Here is a 19,646-nt window from a genome sequence, read left to right as displayed (position 1 = left end):
GGGGTGTCCGGTCGGCCCTGGTCACCGCAGGGCCCTGCCGTCCGCGGCGAGCTGCATCTTCGGACGGCCTGTCACGAGCAGCCAGGCGGGCAGGGTTGCCACGCACAGCAGGGGGAGCAGATTCGGGTCGGCGGCGAGTACGGCCGCGGTGAACAGGCTCAGCCATCCCTGCCGGGTGACGGCGAGCAGCACCCCGAGCACTCCGCAGACGACACCCACGGTCGGATGCACGGCGGGCACGAGCGCGTGGGCGCACAGACCGAACGAGACGCCGACGAAGACGGCGGGGAAGATCCGGCCGCCGCGGAAGCCGCAGGCCGTCGCGATCACCAGTGCCGCCGCCTTCACCACGGCCATCAGCGCGAACCGCCCGGCCGACCAGCCGTCCGGGTCGGCGGCGAGCGTCTTCACCTCGTCCAGGCCCTTGAAGAGAGTGAGAAACCCGCCGAGCGACCCGAGGAGGCCCAGCAGCAGCCCGCCGGCGGTCAGGGCGAGTACAGGACGCCCCAGGCGCCGGAAGGCGCTGTGGGCGTACGGGAGGGCGTATACGGCTGCCATACCGAGGGCCGCGGCGAGAGGGGCGATCACGAGCGCGGCCAGGGCGTCGCCCCAGCGGGCGCCCGGGTGTTCGGGCAGGGACAGGTCGAAGGAGGGATGGGCGATCAGCAGGGTGGTCAGCCCGCCGGCCCCGGCGGCGACCAGCGGGCCGAAGAGCTTGTCCCAGAGCGAGCCAGGCCCCGGTCGGGTCGCGAAGGTCTCCGTGAGGATCAGCGCGGCGGCCACGGGCGTGCCGAACAGCGCCCCGATGGTGCCGGCCGCCGCCAGTGAGACCCAGAGCGCGGCGGGGGCGGAAGGAGCGGTTCTGCGGCCGAGCCAGTAGGCGAGGGCGATGTTCGCGGCGGTGACCGGGTTCTCCGGACCGAGGCTCACCCCGCCCGCCAGCCCCAGACCGGCGGCCAGCAGCAGACCCGGCACGACGCCGGGCGCCAGCGGCGGGTCGACGAGCCCGGTCGTGGCGGGGTCGGGTCCCGCGTGCCCGTACACCTGCCGTACGACCAGGCCCACCGCGAGCCCGGTCGCCGTCAGCATCACGATCATCCAGAGAGAGGAGTGGCGGCCGACGCCCAGCGCGTCGGGGAGCGTCTTCCAGAGCACGTCCTCCAGCAGCTCCGCCAGCTCGCTGACCCCGAGCAGCACGAGAGCCGCGACCACACCGACGACCAGCGAGGGAAGGATCAGCGGCAGGAGTGTGAGCCCGGAAGGGGACACGGGAGCGGACGGAGCGTCAGTGGCCACGCGCACACCGTAGTGGGGCGAATACGGCAAAGCGCTCGTGCGAAAGGGAGCTTGCACCTCACGTGGCGTGAGGATCCAGGCTGATGCCGTACCGAACACCACCGGCCCACCACGGACCGGTGGACGGCAGGGAGCAGGGAAGGTCATGAGCTATTCCGTGGGACAGGTGGCGGCTTTCGCCGGAGTCACGGTGCGCACGCTGCACCACTACGACGAGATCGCGCTGCTCTCCCCGAGCAGCCGCAACCACGCGGGCCACCGGCGGTACGACGACGCCGACCTGGACCGGTTGCAGCAGATCCTGTTCTACCGGGAGCTCGGCTTCCCGCTCGACGAGGTCGCGGCCCTCCTCGACGACCCGGACGCGGACCCGCAGGAGCATCTGCGCCGCCAGCACGAGCTGCTGTCGGACCGTATCGCCGAACTCATGAGGATGGCCGAGGCCGTGGAGCACGCCATGGAGGCGAAGAAGATGGGCATCAATCTCACGCCCGAGGAGAAGTTCGAGGTCTTCGGGGGCAAGGACCCGGAGCGCTACAGCGAGGAGGCCGAGCGGCGCTGGGGCGGGACGGAGGGATACGACGAGACCCAGCGGCGGGTCGCCCGCTACACCAAGGGCGACTGGAAGCGGATGCAGGACGAGGTCGCGGACTGGGGCGCGCGCTACGACGCGCTCATGGACGCGGGGGAGGCCCCGGCCGGCGAGCGGGCCGTCGCGATGGCCGAGGAGCACCGCCGGCACATCACCAAGTGGTTCTACGACTGCACACCCGAGATCCACCGGGGCCTCGGTGACTTGTATGTGTCCGACGGGCGGTTCCGGGAGTTCTACGACTCGATGCGCCCGGGCCTGGCCGAGCACCTGAGGGACGCGATCCACGCGAACGCGGACCGCCGCGCGTAGCGGCCGGGGGAGAGCAGGGTGCGGACCGGGGACGAAAGGCGCGCTTCGGTCCGGTCCGCGCCGATCGCGAGTTGTGCGGACCGGGTGGAACCTCAGTCGGGGCCGGAGCGTTGATAGCTTTGGGCAGCCGACAACCGCTGACGGCGGATGGACGACGCTGATGCCAGCGACGGCCGATTTCGACGATCGACCGACTATCGACTCAGGAGCCCCGGACCTCGTGACAACCCTTGCGCTCGGACCGAGCTGGCTAGACCCGGATTATCTGATCGGGACTTTCGGCCTCATCGGCGTCCTGGTCATCGTGTTCGCCGAATCCGGCCTGCTCATCGGCTTTTTCCTGCCGGGCGACTCGCTGCTCTTCACCACCGGACTGCTGGTGACGTCCGGCACGCTCGACAGGCCGCTGTGGCTGGTCTGTGTCCTGGTCGTGCTGGCGGCGATCATCGGCGACCAGGTCGGCTATCTCTTCGGCCGCAAGGTCGGCCCCGCGCTCTTCAAGCGCCCGGACTCCAAGCTCTTCAAACAGGAGAACGTGGAGAAGGCGCACGAGTTCTTCGAGAAGTACGGGCCCAAGTCGCTGGTGCTGGCCCGCTTCGTGCCCATCGTGCGGACGTTCACGCCGATCATCGCGGGCGTCAGCCGCATGAACTACCGGTCGTTCGTCACGTTCAACATCATCGGCGGCGTGCTCTGGGGCGCGGGTGTCACGCTGCTCGGCGCCGCGCTGGGCAAGATCGACTTCGTCCACAAGAACATCGAGATGATCCTGATCCTGATCGTGGCGCTCTCGGTGCTGCCGATCGTGATCGAGTTCCTGCGGGCCCGTTCCCACTCCAAGAAGGCCGGAGCGGCGGGCGAGCCCACCGGCCACGCGACCCCCGGAAACCCCGCGGGACCCGCGGCGCCCGGCCAGCACACCCACGTACCGCAGGACTTCCAGACGCAGCAGCTGCGGGTCACGCGCGACGAGTACGGCGCCCCCCGGCCGTATGCCACACCGGAGACGCCGGACGACCCCGAGACCCCGCCGCGCGGGCGTCACGCCAGGCGCTGACGGACGGAGCCGGAGGCGGTCGGCGGCGCGCGCGGGCCGACCGCCTGACCGACGGGATCAGAAGCCGCGCGTCCGCTTGGCCGCGCGGCGGCTCGAACGACGTCCCTGGCCCGGCACCTTCAGGAACAGCCGGGAGAGCTCGCCGCCGAAGTTGACCCCGATGGCGATCGCCAGGGCCAGCGCGGCGGCCGTGGAGAGCGAGGCCAGCCCCGCGTTCACATGGTTCTGCGCGAAACCGAGCAGACCGAAGTAGGTGGCCGAGCCGGGCAGCAGCGGCCCGATCGCGGCGGTGACGTACGGCAGAGCCGACGCGAACCGGTAGCGCGAGAACAGCTGCCCGAAGAGCCCCACCACGCCGGCGGCGACCGCGGTCGCCGCCACCGGCGAGATCCCCCCGGTGTCGTGCATCGCCCCGTAGACGGTCCAGGCAACGCCCCCGTTCAGGGACACCATCAGCACGGTGGACCGTTCCTGCTGGAGCAGGATCGCGAAGGCGAAACTCAGCGCCACCGCCGCGCAGATCTGGAGCACCGGCCGCGCCGCCGCGGCCTGGAGGGCCACGTCCGGGTTGAGCTGGGCGTTCAGCTGGACGCCCAGATACAGCGCGATCAGCACCCCCATCACGATCGCGATGAAGAAGTACATGACTTCGAGCAGCCGTGCGGCGGCGGTGATGTAGTAGCCGGTCAGACCGTCCTGCACGCCCGCCACCAGGGCCCGTCCCGGCAGCAGCGCGAAGAGTCCACCGGTGATCACGGCCGACGGCCGGATCTCCCAGTTCGTCGCGGACGCGGCCAGGGTGAGTGTCACCCCCATCGCGGCCGGCGGCATGGCCGCGACCACGAACTGGTAGAACTCCGGAATCCCGCGCCCCGCGCACAGCCACGCGAGCCGGTCGCCGAGCATCGCGCCGATCATCGCCGCTACGAACACCACCAGACCACCACCGACCAGGACCGACGCGGACCCGGCCAGCAGCCCGCTCGCGCAGGTCAGCGCCCACCCCGGATAGGGATGCCGGTTACGGCGGATCTCGGCCAGCCGCCGGTACGCCTCCTCCAGGGTGACGTCCGTGTCCTCCGTGGTGATGTCGGAGACGAGCGTGTAGACGGCCGCCAGCCGGGTGTAGTCGGTGCCCCGCCTGCGTACGGTGCGACTGGCCGTCACCGGGTCGTCCACCAGCGACGGCTGGTACGAGATGGACAGCAGAGTGAAGGTCACGTTCGGCTCGCAGCGGTCGAGACCGTACGCGCGGCTGACCGCGAACATCGCGGCCTCGACGTCCTCGGCCCCCTCACCGCCCGCCAGCAGCAACTCGCCGATACGCAGCGTCAGGTCGAGCACGCGCGGCACAGCAGGCCCGATCTCGTCGTGCCGCTGCACGATCTCCACCACCGGCCGGTCCCCGACCGGCATCCGCAGCAGCGTGCGCATCCGGTCCTGCCAGGGCGCCTCTTTGGTCAGCCGGACGACGGGCACGCCCTCCGCGGGCGTGAACGCCGGCGGCGACTGCCGCGCGCGATAGGTCCGCGGCATGTCGAAGGCCGAATGGTCGGTCTCCTGCGTGCTCTCCGGGCTGAGTCCCTCCGGAACCGCGAATTCCGAGGTGGTGCTGCCGTCCTCGGGTTCCCGCACCTGGTCCATCCCGGACGGGGGGGTGAAAGCGCTGTGCGCCTCGTCGGACGAAGGCTTGCGCTCCTCCGTCTCGTCCCGCTCGCCCACCACTGTCTTCGCCCTCACTCAGTCTTGTAGGTGCCGCTCAGGCACGGTTCGCACAGCAGTTTGTTCAGTATGGACACGGGCGCGGAGACGGGCGCACGCGAGCGGCGGACGGCGCACCCGAATGGTGCGCTGCCCGCCGCTCGTACGCGCCGACTCCCGGTCCCTCGGGACCCGGCAGCCGCCGAGCCCCGGTCCTGGGACGCGCTAGTGCGCGCCGCCCTGCGCCTCAAGGCGCTTGTACGAGGCCTCGATCTCGGCCTCGGCCTCGGCACGGCCCACCCAGTCCGCGCCCTCGACCGACTTGCCGGGCTCCAGGTCCTTGTAGACCTCGAAGAAGTGCTGGATCTCCAGGCGGTCGAACTCCGACACGTGGTGGATGTCCCGCAGGTGCTCCACGCGCGGGTCCGAGGCGGGGACGCACAGCAGCTTGTCGTCGCCGCCGGCCTCGTCCGTCATCCGGAACATGCCGATCGCACGGCACTTGATGAGACAGCCGGGGAACGTCGGCTCGTCCAGGATGACCAGTGCGTCCAGCGGGTCGCCGTCCTCACCGAGAGTGTTCTCGACGAAGCCGTAGTCGGCCGGGTAACTGGTCGAGGTGAAGAGACGACGGTCAAGGCGGATCCGGCCGGTCTCGTGGTCCACCTCGTACTTGTTTCGCGAACCCTTAGGGATCTCGATGGTGACGTCGAACTCCACGGGTGGCTCCTCCATGATCAACACAGATGTCGGTGATTGCTGCTGTCGGTGATACCGCACGTCACCGGGGCCGACCCCGGGGGCGAGCAGGTTCGGCCATCGCTGGCCGGGGCACCGTGCTCATGGCAACGCGCAGTGATTAAGTGTCCCCCACGCAGCTGTGTGATCGCGAAAGGGGCTGGTCAACCGTGCTTGAGCCGAAAGTGTGGCAGCTCACGGCAGGTTCCGCCGTGTTCGGCCTGGTACTGGCGGCCGGGGCGGTGGCCATGTCCGGCCCCTGGGACTCCGGTCAGCGTAAGGCCGAGCGCGACTGGGCAGCCGCCCAGAGTCGTACAGGTGGCGCACATCACCCGGGCGGAGGTGTGCGGGTGCCCGCACCCGCGCCCAGCGCGGCCGGCGTGCTCGCCGAACTCGGCGCGCCGGTGGAGTCGCTCTCCGCCCCCGCCAATCTCCCCGCCGACCTGCGCGAGACCCTCGGGCCGCTCCTCGGGTCCCCCGATCTCGGACCGGCGCCCGCGGCGTCCGTCGTCGACGTCGCCACGGGCGAACAGCTCTTCGGGCAGCGCGCCGACCGGCCGATGACACCGGCTTCCACGATCAAGATCGCCACGGCGGTCGCGGCGCTCTCCGCCCTCGGTCCCGACCACCGCATCGCGACCACCGTGGTCACCGCCGACGACAAGCGCGACGACAAGAACACAGGCAAGGGCAAGAGCGACGACGACAAGACCGACGACAAGACCGAGGACAAGGCCGACGAGAGCCCGACCGAGATCACCCTCGTCGGCGGCGGTGACGCCACCCTCGACCGCAAGAGCCTGCGTGCCCTCGCCCACGACACCGCCCGGGCGCTCCGCGACCGGGGCGTGCACCGGGTCACCGTCCGCTTCGACGTCTCCCTCTACTCCGGCCCCCGCGAACACCCGATCGGCCCCAACGACAACATCGCGCCGGTCACCGCCCTGATGACCGGCCAGGGCCGGCTGGACGACTCCGCCCGTGACTCGTTCGGCGGACCGGCGCCCCGCAGCGGGGACCCGGCGGGCGACGCCGCCGATGAGTTCGCCGCACTCCTGCGCGAGGGCGGTGTCAGGACCACGAAGCCCCCGGCCCTGGGCAAGGCCCCCAAGGACGCCGACCGTCTCGCCGTGACGCGCTCGCGTCCGGTGTCCGCGCTGGTCGAGCGGATGCTGACGAACAGCGACAACGACATCGGCGAGTCACTCGTCCGGCAGGTCGCGATCAAGACGGGCAGACCGGCGAGCTTCGCCGGCGCCCAACAGGCCGTCCAGGCCGAGCTCAAGAAGCTGAAGCTGCCCGTCGGCGGCGCGCTCCTGCGCGACGGCAGCGGTCTCAACCGCCACGACAGGATCACCAGCGGCCTGCTCACCGCGCTGCTCGCCCGTGCGGCCGACCCCGGCCGGCCCGAGTTGCGGCCGGTCCTCACCGGGCTCCCGGTGGCCGGATTCAGCGGCACGCTCCAGGGCCGGTACACCGACGGCGACGCGATCACCGGCAGCGGCCTGATCCGCGCCAAGACCGGCACGCTGACCGGCGTGAACTCCCTCGCGGGCACGGTCGTCGGCCCCGGCGGACGCCTCCTCGCCTTCGCCTTCCTGGCGGAGGAGGCACCAGCCCCCGACACGGCACAACGGGCCCTCGACCACCTCTCGGCGGAGCTGGCCTCCTGACCGGCCGTGTCGGCGCGCGGCCAGAACCTCGCGTCCGACACATCACCGCCTTCCGGCGCGAGCACGTACGGTTGACGCATGACGAGCATCGGTGGGGTCGAGATGGTGGACTGGAATCTCGCGGTGGCAACCGCGACCCGCCTCGCGCGGCCGGGACCGGAAGTGAGCCGGGACGAGGCCCGCGAGATCGTCGCCGAGTTGCGGCGGCACGCCAAGGCGGCCGAGGAGCATGTGCGCGGCTACACCCGGATGATCCCCGAAGGCCACGAGCCACCGGACACCCCGGTCCTGGTCGTGGACCGGGCGGGCTGGATCAAGGCGAACGTCGCGGGCTTCCGTGAGCTGCTCAAACCGCTCCTCGACAAGATGCAGGACCGCCGGTCGGCCACGCCGGGCGGCGCCGTCCTCGGCGCGGTGGGCGGCAAGGTGACCGGCGTCGAGCTGGGCATGCTGCTGTCGTTCCTGTCCTCGCGCGTCCTCGGCCAGTACGAGACGTTCGCCCCGCCCAGCCGGGACCTCCCGTCGAGTGACGGCGGAGGCGGCCGGCTGCTGCTGGTCGCGCCGAACATCGTCCACGTCGAGCGCGAACTGGACGTCGACCCGCACGACTTCAGGCTCTGGGTCTGTCTGCACGAGGAGACCCACCGCACCCAGTTCACCGGCGTGCCGTGGCTCCGTGACCACCTTGAGGGTGAGATCCAGTCATTCCTGGAGGAGACCGAGGTCGACCCCTCCACCGTCGTGGAACGCCTGCGTGAAGCGGCCCAGTCGCTGACCGGCAACCGTCCCGAGGGCGAGTCCGAGGAGGACGGCCGGAGCCTGGTCGAGCTGGTCCAGACCCCGGGCCAGAAGGAGATCCTCGGCCGTCTCACCGCGGTGATGTCCCTGCTCGAAGGCCATGCCGACTATGTGATGGACGGCGTCGGGCCGCAGGTCGTGCCCTCGGTGGCCGAGATCCGCGAGAAGTTCCAGCAGCGCAGGGCCAAGGGGGCCAGCCGGCTCGACCAGGCGCTGCGCAAGCTGCTGGGGCTGGACGCGAAGCTGCGGCAGTACCGGGACGGGGAGCGTTTCGTACGCGCTGTGGTCGAGGAGGTCGGCATGGACGGTTTCAACCGCGTCTGGACGTCCCCCAACACCCTTCCCACGAAGGCCGAGATCGCCAAGCCCGCGGACTGGATCGCACGGGTGCACCGCAAGGCCGAGTCCTGAGGCTTCGGAGGAGTCGTAAGCCTCTTTAGGAGGGGCGAGAGAAGCTCCGTGCCGGATGTCAACGTCCACAGGTGTCCACCGGAATGGGCCAGCATCACCCATCCGAGGGACCGTGGGCGGTGGGTAGGCGTGCAATGCTCGGGGAACGGCCCGGTTCTGTCACCATCGACGCACTCTGTGTGACTGAACCCCGTCCCTACTCCGACCGAGGCACCCCCCAAACATCACGAAGGGCACCGGACATGGGTCCCCATCCTGCGGTCGCGGCGATACGCCTGGCGGTCCGCCGCGTACTCCACGACGTCATCACCGAACACTCCGAACGCGCGAGCTCCGGCATCGAGCGCTCCCGGCCCACCCCGGCGGCCGACGCCGGCCATGCCGCCGCACCGCCCCCGGCCGACGGCCGGCCGCTGGTGCTCGTCGCCTGCTCCGGCGGCGCCGACTCCATGGCTCTCGCCTCCGCCCTCGCCTTCGAGGCCCGCAAGCTCTCCGTCCGCGCGGGCGCCGTCACCGTCGACCACGGCCTCCAGCCCGGCTCCGACCTCCGTGCCGCCGAAGTCGTCACCCGGCTCGTCGCGATGCGCCTCGACCCCGTCGAGTCCGTGGCCGTGACCGTCGGCCGCGACGGGGGGCCCGAGGCCGCCGCCCGCGACGCGCGTTACGCCGCCCTCGACGCCGCCGCCGAGCGGCACGGCGCAGCCGCCGTACTGCTCGGCCACACCCGCGACGACCAGGCCGAGACCGTCCTGCTCGGTCTGGCCCGCGGCTCCGGCACCCGCTCGCTCTCCGGGATGGCCCCCGTCTCCGGCGCCACCGGACGCTACCGCCGCCCCTTCCTCCAACTCGACCGGCAGACCGCCCGCAAGGCCTGTCTGGTCCAGGCGATCCCGGTCTGGGACGACCCGCACAACGCCGACCCCGCGTACACCCGTTCGCGGCTGCGCCACGAGGGCCTGCCCGCCCTGGAGAAGGCGCTCGGCAAGGGCGTCGTCGAGGCTCTGGCCCGTACGGCGCAGCTGTCCCGTGACGACGCCGACGCCCTCGACGCCTGGGCGGCCGACGCCGAGTCGGCCGTACGGGACGACGCCGGACAGCTGGAATGCGCCAAGTTGTACGCGCTGCCGCCCGCCGTCCGCCGCCGTGTCCTGCGCCGGGCCGCCGTCGTCGCCGGGGCGCCCGCGGGGTCGCTCTTCGCCCGGCACATCGAGGAGATCGACCGGCTGATCACGGGCTGGCGAGGCCAGGGAGCCATCAACCTGCCGGGCCGCGTCGAGGCCCAACGGCAGGGTGGCAGACTGGTCATCCGGCAGGGCTGAAGCGCAGAAGCACGACGGCTGTGTCTCCCGGGCGGCGAGTTCCGGCCTCCTGGCCGACAACGAAAGTGATGCGGGTGGACCACAAGGACATGGGCGCCGACCTCAAGTCGGTGCTCATCACCAAGGAAGAAATCGACGAGAAGCTCGTCGAACTGGCCGCCAAGATCGACGCGGAGTACGCGGGCAAGGACGTTCTCCTCGTCGGCGTCCTCAAGGGCGCCGTCATGGTGATGGCGGATCTGGCGCGTGCGCTGTCGACCCCCGTGACGATGGACTGGATGGCCGTGTCCTCTTACGGAGCCGGGACCCAGTCGTCCGGTGTGGTCAGAATCCTCAAGGACCTGGACACCGACATCAAGGGCAAGCACGTCGTGATCGTCGAGGACATCATCGACTCGGGCCTGACGCTCTCCTGGCTGCTGTCGAACCTCGGCTCGCGCGAGCCGGCCTCGCTGGAAGTCTGCACGCTGCTCCGTAAGCCGGATGCCGCAAAGGTCGCGATCGATGTGAAATGGATCGGTTTCGACATTCCGAATGAGTTTGTTGTCGGCTATGGCCTTGATTACTCGGAGAAGTACCGCAATCTTCCATTCGTCGGCACACTCGCCCCCCATGTCTACGGCGGCTGAGCCGGGCGCCGAGCCCGCGGTGCCGGGCCGGGAACCCCCGCACGCTTCCCGCCGTTGGAGCATGGGAAGACCGGTTTACCGGCAGTCCCGTGCGGTCGCGGGTGACAATGCTGGGGTACCGTCCGAAGAACAGTCTTTTCTCACAGCAGCATTTACCTACGGGCAGGAGGGACGGGGCGTTCTCGCTCCGTATGGATGGACGTGAAGCGATACTTCCGTGGGCCTGTCATGTGGATCGTGCTGGCCGTCCTCGCCGTGGTCGTGTTGATGCAGGTCGTCGGCTCGTCGGGCGGCTACAAGACGGTGGACACCGGCGAGGTCGTCCGTGCGATCGACAAGAACCAGGTCGACCAGGTCAAGCTGACCACAGGCGACGAACAGATCATCAAGATCGACCTCAAGGACGGCCAGAAGGTCCAGGGCGGTGACAAGGTCCAGGCGAGCTACATCGGCTCCCAGGGCTCCGGTCTGGCCCAAGAGTTGCAGCGCAAGTTCGAGAACGGCGACATCAAGCAGGGCTACACGGTTTCGCCCTCCAAGCAGAGCCCGTTCGTTTCCGTGCTGCTCTCCCTGCTGCCCTTCGTCCTCATCGTCGTGGTCTTCCTGTTCCTGATGAATCAGATGCAGGGCGGCGGCTCCCGAGTCATGCAGTTCGGGAAGTCCAAGGCCAAACTCATTACGAAGGACACTCCCAAGACGACGTTCGCCGACGTCGCGGGGTCCGACGAAGCGGTCGAGGAGCTCCACGAGATCAAGGAGTTCCTCCAGGAGCCCGCGAAGTTCCAGGCCGTCGGCGCCAAGATCCCGAAGGGCGTGCTGCTCTACGGCCCGCCCGGTACGGGTAAGACGCTGCTCGCCCGCGCGGTCGCCGGTGAGGCCGGCGTCCCCTTCTACTCGATCTCCGGTTCCGACTTCGTCGAGATGTTCGTCGGTGTCGGTGCCTCCCGAGTGCGTGACCTCTTCGAGCAGGCCAAGGCGAACGCCCCGGCGATCGTCTTCGTCGACGAGATCGACGCCGTCGGCCGGCACCGCGGTGCGGGCCTCGGCGGTGGCCACGACGAGCGCGAGCAGACGCTGAATCAGCTGCTCGTCGAGATGGACGGGTTCGACGTGAAGGGCGGCGTCATTCTGATCGCCGCCACGAACCGGCCCGACATCCTCGACCCGGCGCTGCTGCGCCCGGGACGTTTCGACCGCCAGATCGCTGTCGACCGTCCGGACATGCAGGGCCGTCTGGAGATCCTCAAGGTCCACCAGAAGGGCAAGCCGGTCGCCCCGGACGTCGATCTGGGCGCTGTCGCCCGTCGTACGCCCGGCTTCACCGGAGCCGACCTGGCGAACGTGCTGAACGAAGCGGCGCTCCTGACGGCGCGCAGCGACAAGAAGCTCGTCGACAACCACTCCCTGGACGAGGCGATCGACAGAGTCGTGGCGGGCCCGCAGAAGCGGACCCGGATCATGTCCGAGAAGGAAAAGAAGATCACCGCCTATCACGAGGGCGGCCACGCCCTGGTCGCGGCGGCGTCTCCGAACTCCGACCCGGTGCACAAGATCACGATCTTGTCCCGCGGCCGGGCCCTGGGTTACACCATGGTCCTGCCCGACGAGGACAAGTACTCGACCACGCGCAACGAGATGCTGGACCAGCTTGCCTACATGATGGGCGGGCGCGCGGCGGAGGAGCTGGTCTTCCACGACCCGACCACCGGCGCGGCCAACGACATCGAGAAGGCGTCGGCGACGGCACGGGCCATGGTCACGCAGTACGGCATGACCGAGCGGCTCGGCGCGATCAAGTTCGGCGGTGACAACACCGAGCCCTTCGTCGGACGTGAGATGGGCCACCAGCGCGACTACTCGGAAGAGGTCGCCGCGCTGGTCGACGAAGAAGTCAAGAAGCTGATCGAGACCGCGCACAACGAGGCCTGGGAGATCCTCGTCGAGAACCGCGACGTTCTCGACAACCTGGTCCTCGCGCTGCTGGAGAAGGAGACGCTCAACAAGGAGCAGATCGCCGAGATCTTCTCGACGATCGTTCGCCGCCCGGCCCGTCCGGCGTGGACCGGCTCCTCGCGGCGTACGCCTTCGACCCGCCCGCCGGTGCTCTCGCCGAAGGAGCTGGCCCTCACCAACGGGGCGACCGGTTCCAACGGCGCGATTCCCGGAGTGACGAGCGGCGACTCCTCGCCCGAGGCTGTTCCGGAGGAGCGCCCGGAGAGCTGACCCCGCGCTTCTCACCAGGCCCGGAATAGATGCCGCGTCCCACAGGTCTTAGCCTGATGGGGCGCGGCATTTCTTTGCCGCGCATGGAACGGCGGAGGAACGAGGCCCAGATGACCAATCCCGTGAGGCTCGACGGCGAAGGTGAGATCGGCGAGTTCGACGAGAAGCGGGCCGAGCACGCCGTACGGGAGCTTCTGATCGCGGTGGGTGAGGACCCGGACCGCGAGGGCCTGCGCGAGACGCCGGGCAGGGTGGCCCGGTCGTACAAGGAGATATTCGCGGGGCTCTGGCAGCGGCCGGAAGACGTCCTGACCACGACGTTCGACATCGGCCACGACGAGATGGTCCTGGTGAAGGACATCGAGGTGCAGAGTTCCTGCGAGCACCATCTGGTGCCCTTCCACGGTGTGGCGCACGTCGGCTACATCCCGTCGTCCGACGGGAAGATCACTGGACTGTCGAAGCTGGCGCGACTCGTGGACGTCTACGCGCGCAGGCCGCAGGTCCAGGAGCGGATGACCACGCAGATCGCGGACTCGCTGATGAAGATCCTGGAGCCGCGCGGCGTGATCGTGGTCGTCGAGTGCGAGCACATGTGCATGTCGATGCGCGGAGTGCGCAAGCCCGGTGCCAAGACGATCACCTCGGCGGTACGGGGTCAGCTGCGCGATCCGGCGACCCGCAACGAGGCGATGAGTCTGATCATGGCCCGCTGAACCGGATCCTCCTCCGGCCGACCCGGTCCGGGCGAGGTCAGACGTGGGCGGCGCCGTGGTTGTCGTTGTCGTCGTGCCCGTCGTCCGGCAGCTTGAGGACACGCTCCAGGAAGAACGCGGCGGCGATCACCGCGATGCCGGCGACCACCGAGGCTCCCGCGTAGTACGCCTGGTCCCGCCGGGCGGGGATCTCCAGCGAGTCGAGCAGGAAGACGCCCGTCCCGCCGTACATCCCGGCGACCAGCGCCGCGACGAGCGCGCTCGCCTGACCGAAAACGACCGCTCGCGCGGCCATCAGCGGATCCACGCCCTTGGCGCCCGGCCGGCGCTCACGCTGGGCACGCAGCCGGGAGCGGAGCGAGAGGGCCGTCGCCGTGAGGACGACGGCGATCACCGCCAGCACGATCGGTGCGGCGAGAGGCACGCTGGGCAGGGTGCCGAGCGAGTCCCAGAGGCGGGCGGCGCCCCACGAGAGCACCCCGGCCACGGCGAAGAGGCCCGCCAGAACCCCGATCCGCAATTGCCTCACCGCGAAAGCCCGCCCTTCACCCTTGCTCGTCACCGACACACGTACTCCACACACGTACTTCGCACACGCCTGCCGGCGCACCTGACCCGCACCGGGGCCGTCCTGCGACCGGCCTGCCGGTTCGCAGTGCTTAACGACTAGTCGGGCAGGCGGAGTTCCAGGTCCGCCCGAGCCTCCACGCCCGCCTGTTCGACGGCTGCGAGCAGTTCGGAGACCGTACCCCGGCCGGTCAGCTGTGCCTCCGGCTCCACGTCGTGCCAGGGCACGAGCACGAAGGCCCGCTGGTGGGCACGCGGGTGGGGCAGGGTGAGCACCGGGTCGTCCGAGACGACGTCCGCGTACGCCACGATGTCGACGTCGATCGTGCGCGGCCCCCAGCGCTCCACACGCACCCGGTCGAAGGCCTCCTCCACGGCCTGCGCCCGCTCCAGCAGGGACGAGGGCGGCAGTGTGGTCTTGACCACGACGACGGCGTTGAAGTACGTGGGCTGGGTGCCCGGTTCGACGCCCCAGGGCGCCGTCTCGTACACCGGCGACACCGCCTTGACCCGCAGTCCGGGGGTGTCCTCCAGGGCGTCGATGGCTCCCTGGAGGGTCTCCAGCCTGTTGCCGAGGTTGGAACCGAGGCTGATCACCGCGCGCTTCGGATTGGACAGGGTGACGTCCGCCGCATCGACCTGGGCCACCACCGAGGCCGGCACCGGCTGAACGGTCGGATCGCTCTGTGGATTCATAGTCGGCTCCGGGTGATGGTGATGGTCACGTCGTCGAAGGGCACCGTGATCGGGGCGTCCGGCTTGTGGAGCGTCACCTCCACCTCCTCGACGGCGTCATGCTTCAGACACTGTTCCGCGATGCGCTCGGCGAGTGTCTCGATCAGATCGACCGGCTCGCCCCGCACGACGGCCACGACCTCCTCGGCCACGACCCCGTAGTGGACGGTTCTCGTCAGGTCGTCGCCCGCCGCGGCGGGGCGGGTGTCGAGGCTCAGCACCAGATCCACGATGAAGGTCTGCCCCTCCTCGCGCTCCCGGGGGAAGACGCCATGGTGCCCACGGGCCTTGAGGCCGCGCAGCGCGAGACGGTCCACGCGAATCACTCCTGCTGTCGTTGGTCAAGTGGGGCACTATGCCGTATGCGGACGGCGCGTGTCCCCGGTCGAATCTACTCGCGGGCACCGACACGCCCTGCCCGTGGGGCCCCGGGCACCGCCGACGACATCCGCGGCGGGCTCCGCGCGACAGGGAACCGCAGGTAGTTCCCAGGGCACGGGGCCGACCCCTGTAGGTGCCTTACCCACTCACGCGGGAGATTCGTCGTCCTGCTCGTCGTCGGTTTCGGCCAGAACCGGAGAGCCGTGGTGGGACCAGACCCGCCAGCCCTCGGGGGTGCGGCGGAAGACGTTGGTGGCGACCACCAGCTGGCCGACGAGCGGGCCGAGCGCACCGCTCTCCTCGGCCGGTCCGCCGCTGAGGATGTTCTCCGTACAGGTCACGAGAGCGGTGTCGCCGGCGACGGACACCACGACATCCGTGAGGAAGAACTGGATGTACTCGGTGTTGGCCATGATCAGCGCGTACGAGCGCAGCACCTCGCCGCGGCCCGTGAGCACCGGCCAGCCCGGGTGGACACAGCTGACGCCGGGGTTGTCCCCGTCCAGCCAGAGGTCGGACAGCTCGTCGAGGTCGCCGCGCTCCATGGCTTCGTAGAAGGCCGTGTTGAGGGCGTCGACCTGATCCTTGTCGGTCCCGCTCGGCAGGCTCTTCACCGGGCTCCCTCGACGGCACGCGCCACGCGGACGGCGTCGGCGGTCGCGCGTACCTCGTGCACCCGTACCGCCCAGGCGCCCTCGTGGGCGGCGATCGCGGAGACGGCGGCGGTCGCGGCGTCCCGTTCGCGCGCGGGTGGCGGGGCGCCGTCACCGGCCAGTACGCGGCCGAGGAACCGCTTACGGGACGCGGCGACCAGCAGCGGCCTGCCCAGCGCCCGCAGATCGGCCGTGTGGGCGAGCAGCGCGAGATCGTGCTCGGCGCCCTTGGCGAAGCCGAGGCCGGGGTCGATCACCAGGCGCTCGGGAGCGATGCCACCGGCGATCACCGCCTCCATGCGGTCCCGCAGTTCGGCCACCACCTCGGCGACGACGTCCGTGTAGACGGCGCGGCTGTTCATGTCCTGGCTGAAACCGCGCCAGTGCATGACGACGAAGGGCACGCCCGCGGCGGCGACGGCGGGCACCATGGCGGGGTCGGCGAGGCCGCCGCTGACGTCGTTGACCAGGACGGCGCCGGCGGCCACGGCCTGTTCGGCGACGGAGGCCCGCATGGTGTCCACGGACACCGTGACGCCCTCGGACGCCAGACCCCGCACGACGGGGACGACGCGCCGCAGCTCCTCGTCCTCGTCGACCCGCGAGGCGCCCGGACGCGTCGACTCACCGCCGACGTCCACCAGATCGGCGCCCTCGGTCACCAGATCGAGGCCGCGCTTCACCGCGGTGGTGGTGTCGAACCAGCGACCGCCGTCGGAGAAGGAATCGGGCGTCACGTTGACGACTCCCATGACCGCGCAGCGGTCCCACTCCGGCAGGCCGTCGACCGTGCCCCTTCCGCCCTGCGGGCGCAACGTACTCATACGTCCCACCCTAGGCCCGTACGTGCCCCGGTACGCCCCCACCGGGCGGGGACGGCCCCCACCGGAGGACGCCGTCGGGCCTGTGGCGCGCGGTCGGGGCGCGTCGTGCGGTCGGGGCGCGACGCGTGGTCAGGACGCCGCTATCTGCGCGACGGTCTCCAGTTCCACCTCGGTGCGGGGGATGGCGTGCGCGTCCGCGTCGATCGAGCGGCGCAGCGCCTCGTGCAGCCGGGCCGGGGTCAGCACGCCGAGGAAGCGCCCCGTCTCCTCCCTGTCGATGACGGCGATCCAGCCGGCATCGTGCTGGAGCATCGTGGAGAACGCCTGCTTGAGCGAGGCTCCTACCGGCAGCCAGGCCTCCATACGACGGGCGTGTTCCCGTACGGTCCCCGAGGAGCCGGTCTGCTCGGTGGAGATCCAGCCGTGCAGATTGTCGTCGCCGTCCAGGACGACCGCCCAGCGCGCGCCCTCCTTGGAAAGCTTCGCCGCCGCGGTCCGCAGCTGGTCGTCCAGATGCAGGACGGGCGGCTGTTCCAGGTCGCCCTCCTCGATCGGTGTGACCGAGAGCCGCTTGAGGCCGCGGTCCGCGCCGACGAAGTCGGCGACGTACGGCGTGGCGGGCGCGCCCAGCACGGCGGCGGGGGCGTCGAACTGCTCGATGGTGCCCTGCCCGTACACCGCGATCCGGTCGCCGAGGCGGACCGCCTCCTCGATGTCGTGCGTGACGAAGAGCACCGTCTTGTTGACGGCGGCCTGGAGCTTCAGGAACTCGTTCTGGAGGTGCTCGCGTACGACGGGGTCGACCGCGCCGAAGGGCTCGTCCATCAGCAGGACGGGCGGATCGGCGGCCAGTGCCCGTGCCACGCCCACGCGTTGGCGCTGTCCGCCGGAGAGCTGCTCGGGGTAGCGGTCGCCGTGCACGGACGGGTCGAGGCCGACCAGGTCGAGGAGTTCGGCGGCGCGCTCACGGCTCTTGCCGCGCGGCCAGCCCAGGAGGTGGGGGACGGTCGCCGTGTTCTCCAGGATCGTCTTGTGCGGGAACAGGCCGACCTGCTGGATCACATAGCCGATCCGGCGCCGGAGCTGGACGGGGTCGACGGTCGATATGTCCTCTCCGTCCATGAAGATCCGGCCTTCGGTCGGTTCGATCAACCGGTTGACCATCTTCATGGTGGTGGTCTTGCCGCAGCCGGACGGTCCGACGAGCGTGACCAGCTCGCCCGCTCCGACCTCCAGGCTGAGGTCGTCGACAGCCGTGGTGCCGTCCGGGTACCGCTTGGTGACGTGCTCGAATCGGATCATGATTTCCCCATTGTGACGCGTCTTGTGTGAAGGCAATGTTGCTGGAATGTGGCGGCCTTCCGCGATTGTCAGTGGTCGGGGATAGGGTCGCCGAGACAAAGACACCAGACATACGTTCGGGGAGATAGGGGAGGCGGGGGTGGATGAGCGCTCAAAGCTGTCTGGCGGCGAACGAATGGATCTGCGGAGAGTACCTCCGCTCCCGTAGCCAGGAGTTGATCGATGCGACGGTCCAGCACATCTGGATCACCGTTGTCTCGGTCCTCATCGGGCTGCTCGTGGCCTTTCCCCTCGCCCTGCTCGCACGCTCCAAACCGGCTTTCGCCGGCCCGGTGCTCGGACTGACGACACTGCTCTACACAATCCCGTCGCTTGCGATGTTCTCGCTGCTCCTGCCGTTCTTCGGGCTGTCGTCCGCGCTGGTGATCACCGGCCTGGTGCTGTATTCACTGACGATCCTTGTGAGGAACATCATCGCGGGCCTCGACTCCGTTCCGGCGGAGGCCAAGGAGGCCGCCCGCGGGATGGGGTACGGCTCGGGACGGCTGCTCTGGGAGGTCGAGCTGCCGCTCGCGCTGCCCGCGCTGATGGCGGGTGTCCGGATCGCCACGGTCTCGACGGTCGCGCTGACGACCGTCGGCTCGATCGTGGGACGGGGCGGGCTCGGCAATCTCATCGAGGACGCGCTGCCGAGCCTGTTCAAGGCCCAGGTGCTCGCCGCCTCGGTGCTCTGCGTGCTGCTGGCGGTCGCCGCCGACCTGCTCCTCCTCGGACTCCAGCGGCTGCTCACACCCTGGACCCGCACACGTACGGGCAAGGGCCGTGCGGTACGTCCGGCGCGCGAGGGCCGGACCGGCCGCCCGGCGAAGGTGGGGGGCTGACCGATGGATGTTCTGGCAGACGCGTGGACGTGGCTGGTCACCGGTTCCAACTGGTCCGGCGAGGGCGGCGCGCTCGCCCGGCTCGGTGAGCATGTGTACGTCAGCGGGGTCGCGCTCGCGCTCGCCTGCGCGATAGCCCTCCCGACGGCCTTCTACCTCGGGCACATCGGCAAGGGCGGCGCGCTGGCGATCAACATCTCCAACGTGGGGCGGGCGGTCCCGGTCTTCGCCGTGCTCGCCCTGTTCATGCTCTCCCCGCTGCGCAACGCCGGTTATGTGCCGACGATCGTCGCACTGGTCCTCTTCGCCGTGCCGCCGCTGCTGACCAACGCCTACGTGGGCATGCGGGAGGTGGACCGGGCGGTGCTCGAAGCCGCCAGGGGCATGGGGATGTCCGGGCGCCAGCTCTTCCTGCGGGTCGAGCTGCCCCTCGCGTACCCGATGGTGATGACCGGCCTCCGGTCCGCGTCGGTGCAGGTGATCGCCACCGCCACGATCGCGGCGATGGTGGGACAGGGCGGCCTCGGGCGGATCATCACCGCCGGCTTCAACACGTACGACACCCCGCAGGTGGTCGCGGGGGCGCTCCTGGTGGCGCTGCTCGCGCTGGTCGTCGAGGGCGTGCTGGTGGCGCTGGACCGGGTGCTCGACCCGTCTCCGTCCGCCACGGCCGTCCGGGTACCGGTGCCCGTCGCGCGGGACGGCGCCGCGGGCGACGCCCTCGGCAAGGACGACGTGCTCCCGCGGGACCGGGTGACGAAGACGGTGTGACATGACGACCGAGTGACACGACAAGCGTGTGGATCCGCGACCGTTCGAATCAACGACCGTGCGACGA

The 19,646-nt window shown here is 70.1% G+C and carries 19 protein-coding genes; 10 read left to right on the top strand and 9 right to left on the bottom strand.

All coding sequences use genetic code 11. From position 1 onward, the window contains the following. Positions 1–21: 21 nt before the first annotated feature. Positions 22–1,296, bottom strand: a complete 1,275-nt coding sequence (locus IEY79_RS19560; protein ID WP_229700972.1) for an ion channel protein — start codon at positions 1,294–1,296, stop codon at positions 22–24. A 145-nt stretch (positions 1,297–1,441) separates the two neighbouring features. Here IEY79_RS19560 and IEY79_RS19555 point away from each other — a divergent pair, with 145 nt between their 5' ends. Beyond that, a complete protein-coding gene (locus IEY79_RS19555; RefSeq protein ID WP_189108820.1) occupies positions 1,442–2,200 on the top strand; it encodes a MerR family transcriptional regulator in 759 nt (252 codons plus the stop codon). A 220-nt stretch (positions 2,201–2,420) separates the two neighbouring features. Further along, positions 2,421–3,257 carry a DedA family protein gene (locus tag IEY79_RS19550; protein ID WP_229700971.1) on the top strand — a complete coding sequence of 279 codons (837 nt, stop codon included), beginning with the start codon at positions 2,421–2,423 and terminating at the stop codon, positions 3,255–3,257. A 57-nt stretch (positions 3,258–3,314) separates the two neighbouring features. Here IEY79_RS19550 and IEY79_RS19545 read toward each other — a convergent pair whose 3' ends face one another. Both IEY79_RS19545 and IEY79_RS19540 read right to left on the bottom strand, forming a co-directional pair. Beyond that, on the bottom strand, positions 3,315–4,982 hold the full coding sequence (locus IEY79_RS19545) for a threonine/serine exporter family protein (RefSeq protein WP_373292585.1): 1,668 nt from the start codon (positions 4,980–4,982) through the stop codon (positions 3,315–3,317). Positions 4,983–5,183: 201 nt separating this feature from the next. Further along, positions 5,184–5,678 (bottom strand): inorganic diphosphatase, encoded by a 495-nt coding sequence (locus tag IEY79_RS19540; RefSeq protein WP_003968257.1) that lies wholly within the window; start codon positions 5,676–5,678, stop codon positions 5,184–5,186. A 188-nt stretch (positions 5,679–5,866) separates the two neighbouring features. On the opposite strand from IEY79_RS19540, the gene dacB reads away from it, so the two are divergent. The 6 genes from dacB (at position 5,867) to folE (ending at position 13,465) form a co-directional block, all read left to right on the top strand. Then, the gene (gene dacB / locus IEY79_RS19535) at positions 5,867–7,369 is read left to right on the top strand and encodes a D-alanyl-D-alanine carboxypeptidase/D-alanyl-D-alanine endopeptidase (RefSeq protein WP_229700969.1); all 1,503 of its coding nucleotides are present in this window, start codon (positions 5,867–5,869) and stop codon (positions 7,367–7,369) included. A gap of 78 nt (positions 7,370–7,447) precedes the next feature. Next, on the top strand, positions 7,448–8,578 hold the full coding sequence (locus IEY79_RS19530; RefSeq protein ID WP_189108819.1) for an Rv3626c family coenzyme F420 biosynthesis-associated protein: 1,131 nt from the start codon (positions 7,448–7,450) through the stop codon (positions 8,576–8,578). Positions 8,579–8,820: 242 nt separating this feature from the next. Next, positions 8,821–9,897: a tRNA lysidine(34) synthetase TilS gene (gene tilS, locus IEY79_RS19525; protein ID WP_189108818.1), complete on the top strand. Its 1,077-nt coding sequence runs from the start codon at positions 8,821–8,823 to the stop codon at positions 9,895–9,897. Between the two features lie 68 nt (positions 9,898–9,965). Beyond that, a complete protein-coding gene (gene hpt / locus IEY79_RS19520; protein WP_189108817.1) occupies positions 9,966–10,526 on the top strand; it encodes a hypoxanthine phosphoribosyltransferase in 561 nt (186 codons plus the stop codon). A 195-nt stretch (positions 10,527–10,721) separates the two neighbouring features. Further along, entirely contained in the window at positions 10,722–12,749 is a 2,028-nt protein-coding gene (gene ftsH, locus IEY79_RS19515; protein WP_189108816.1) for an ATP-dependent zinc metalloprotease FtsH, read from the top strand. Between the two features lie 110 nt (positions 12,750–12,859). Further along, complete coding sequence (gene folE, locus IEY79_RS19510; RefSeq protein WP_189108815.1) at positions 12,860–13,465, top strand: GTP cyclohydrolase I FolE; 606 nt, start codon at positions 12,860–12,862, stop codon at positions 13,463–13,465. A gap of 37 nt (positions 13,466–13,502) precedes the next feature. Here folE and IEY79_RS19505 read toward each other — a convergent pair whose 3' ends face one another. The 6 genes from IEY79_RS19505 to IEY79_RS19480 form a co-directional block, all read right to left on the bottom strand. Beyond that, a complete protein-coding gene (locus IEY79_RS19505) occupies positions 13,503–13,994 on the bottom strand; it encodes a DUF3180 domain-containing protein (protein WP_189108941.1) in 492 nt (163 codons plus the stop codon). Positions 13,995–14,131: 137 nt separating this feature from the next. Continuing rightward, positions 14,132–14,728 carry a 2-amino-4-hydroxy-6-hydroxymethyldihydropteridine diphosphokinase gene (gene folK / locus IEY79_RS19500; RefSeq protein WP_189108814.1) on the bottom strand — a complete coding sequence of 199 codons (597 nt, stop codon included), beginning with the start codon at positions 14,726–14,728 and terminating at the stop codon, positions 14,132–14,134. After that, positions 14,725–15,084, bottom strand: coding sequence for a dihydroneopterin aldolase (gene folB / locus IEY79_RS19495; protein ID WP_189108813.1), 360 nt, complete (start codon positions 15,082–15,084; stop codon positions 14,725–14,727). Before folB ends, folK begins: the two co-directional genes overlap by 4 nt. 210 nt (positions 15,085–15,294) lie before the next feature. Further along, a complete protein-coding gene (locus tag IEY79_RS19490) occupies positions 15,295–15,753 on the bottom strand; it encodes a nuclear transport factor 2 family protein (protein ID WP_189108940.1) in 459 nt (152 codons plus the stop codon). A gap of 5 nt (positions 15,754–15,758) precedes the next feature. Then, positions 15,759–16,625, bottom strand: a complete 867-nt coding sequence (gene folP, locus IEY79_RS19485; protein ID WP_189108812.1) for a dihydropteroate synthase — start codon at positions 16,623–16,625, stop codon at positions 15,759–15,761. 129 nt (positions 16,626–16,754) lie between these two features. Beyond that, positions 16,755–17,927 (bottom strand): ABC transporter ATP-binding protein, encoded by a 1,173-nt coding sequence (locus IEY79_RS19480; RefSeq protein ID WP_189108811.1) that lies wholly within the window; start codon positions 17,925–17,927, stop codon positions 16,755–16,757. A gap of 143 nt (positions 17,928–18,070) precedes the next feature. On the opposite strand from IEY79_RS19480, the gene IEY79_RS19475 reads away from it, so the two are divergent. After that, a complete protein-coding gene (locus IEY79_RS19475; RefSeq protein WP_189108810.1) occupies positions 18,071–18,808 on the top strand; it encodes an ABC transporter permease in 738 nt (245 codons plus the stop codon). Positions 18,809–18,811: 3 nt separating this feature from the next. After that, positions 18,812–19,579 carry an ABC transporter permease gene (locus tag IEY79_RS19470; protein WP_189108809.1) on the top strand — a complete coding sequence of 256 codons (768 nt, stop codon included), beginning with the start codon at positions 18,812–18,814 and terminating at the stop codon, positions 19,577–19,579. The last annotated feature ends 67 nt before the right edge of the window (positions 19,580–19,646 follow it).

The organism is Streptomyces camponoticapitis (genome assembly GCF_014646115.1).
In the GTDB taxonomy this organism is placed as follows: Bacteria; Actinomycetota; Actinomycetes; order Streptomycetales; family Streptomycetaceae; genus Streptomyces; species Streptomyces camponoticapitis.
Note: the sequence above shows the minus strand (reverse complement) of the source record. Positions and strands in the feature narration are given on the sequence as shown.

Coding starts and splice junctions, on each gene's coding strand:
- IEY79_RS19470 (WP_189108809.1), top strand. CDS start 18,812: ATGGATGTTCTGGCAGACGCGTGGACGTGGCTGGTCACCGGTTCCAAC.
- IEY79_RS19475 (WP_189108810.1), top strand. CDS start 18,071: ATGAGCGCTCAAAGCTGTCTGGCGGCGAACGAATGGATCTGCGGAGAG.
- folK (WP_189108814.1), bottom strand. CDS start 14,728: ATGAATCCACAGAGCGATCCGACCGTTCAGCCGGTGCCGGCCTCGGTG.
- tilS (WP_189108818.1), top strand. CDS start 8,821: ATGGGTCCCCATCCTGCGGTCGCGGCGATACGCCTGGCGGTCCGCCGC.
- hpt (WP_189108817.1), top strand. CDS start 9,966: ATGCGGGTGGACCACAAGGACATGGGCGCCGACCTCAAGTCGGTGCTC.
- IEY79_RS19555 (WP_189108820.1), top strand. CDS start 1,442: ATGAGCTATTCCGTGGGACAGGTGGCGGCTTTCGCCGGAGTCACGGTG.
- folP (WP_189108812.1), bottom strand. CDS start 16,625: ATGAGTACGTTGCGCCCGCAGGGCGGAAGGGGCACGGTCGACGGCCTG.
- IEY79_RS19530 (WP_189108819.1), top strand. CDS start 7,448: ATGACGAGCATCGGTGGGGTCGAGATGGTGGACTGGAATCTCGCGGTG.
- folE (WP_189108815.1), top strand. CDS start 12,860: ATGACCAATCCCGTGAGGCTCGACGGCGAAGGTGAGATCGGCGAGTTC.
- ftsH (WP_189108816.1), top strand. CDS start 10,722: ATGGACGTGAAGCGATACTTCCGTGGGCCTGTCATGTGGATCGTGCTG.
- IEY79_RS19480 (WP_189108811.1), bottom strand. CDS start 17,927: ATGATCCGATTCGAGCACGTCACCAAGCGGTACCCGGACGGCACCACG.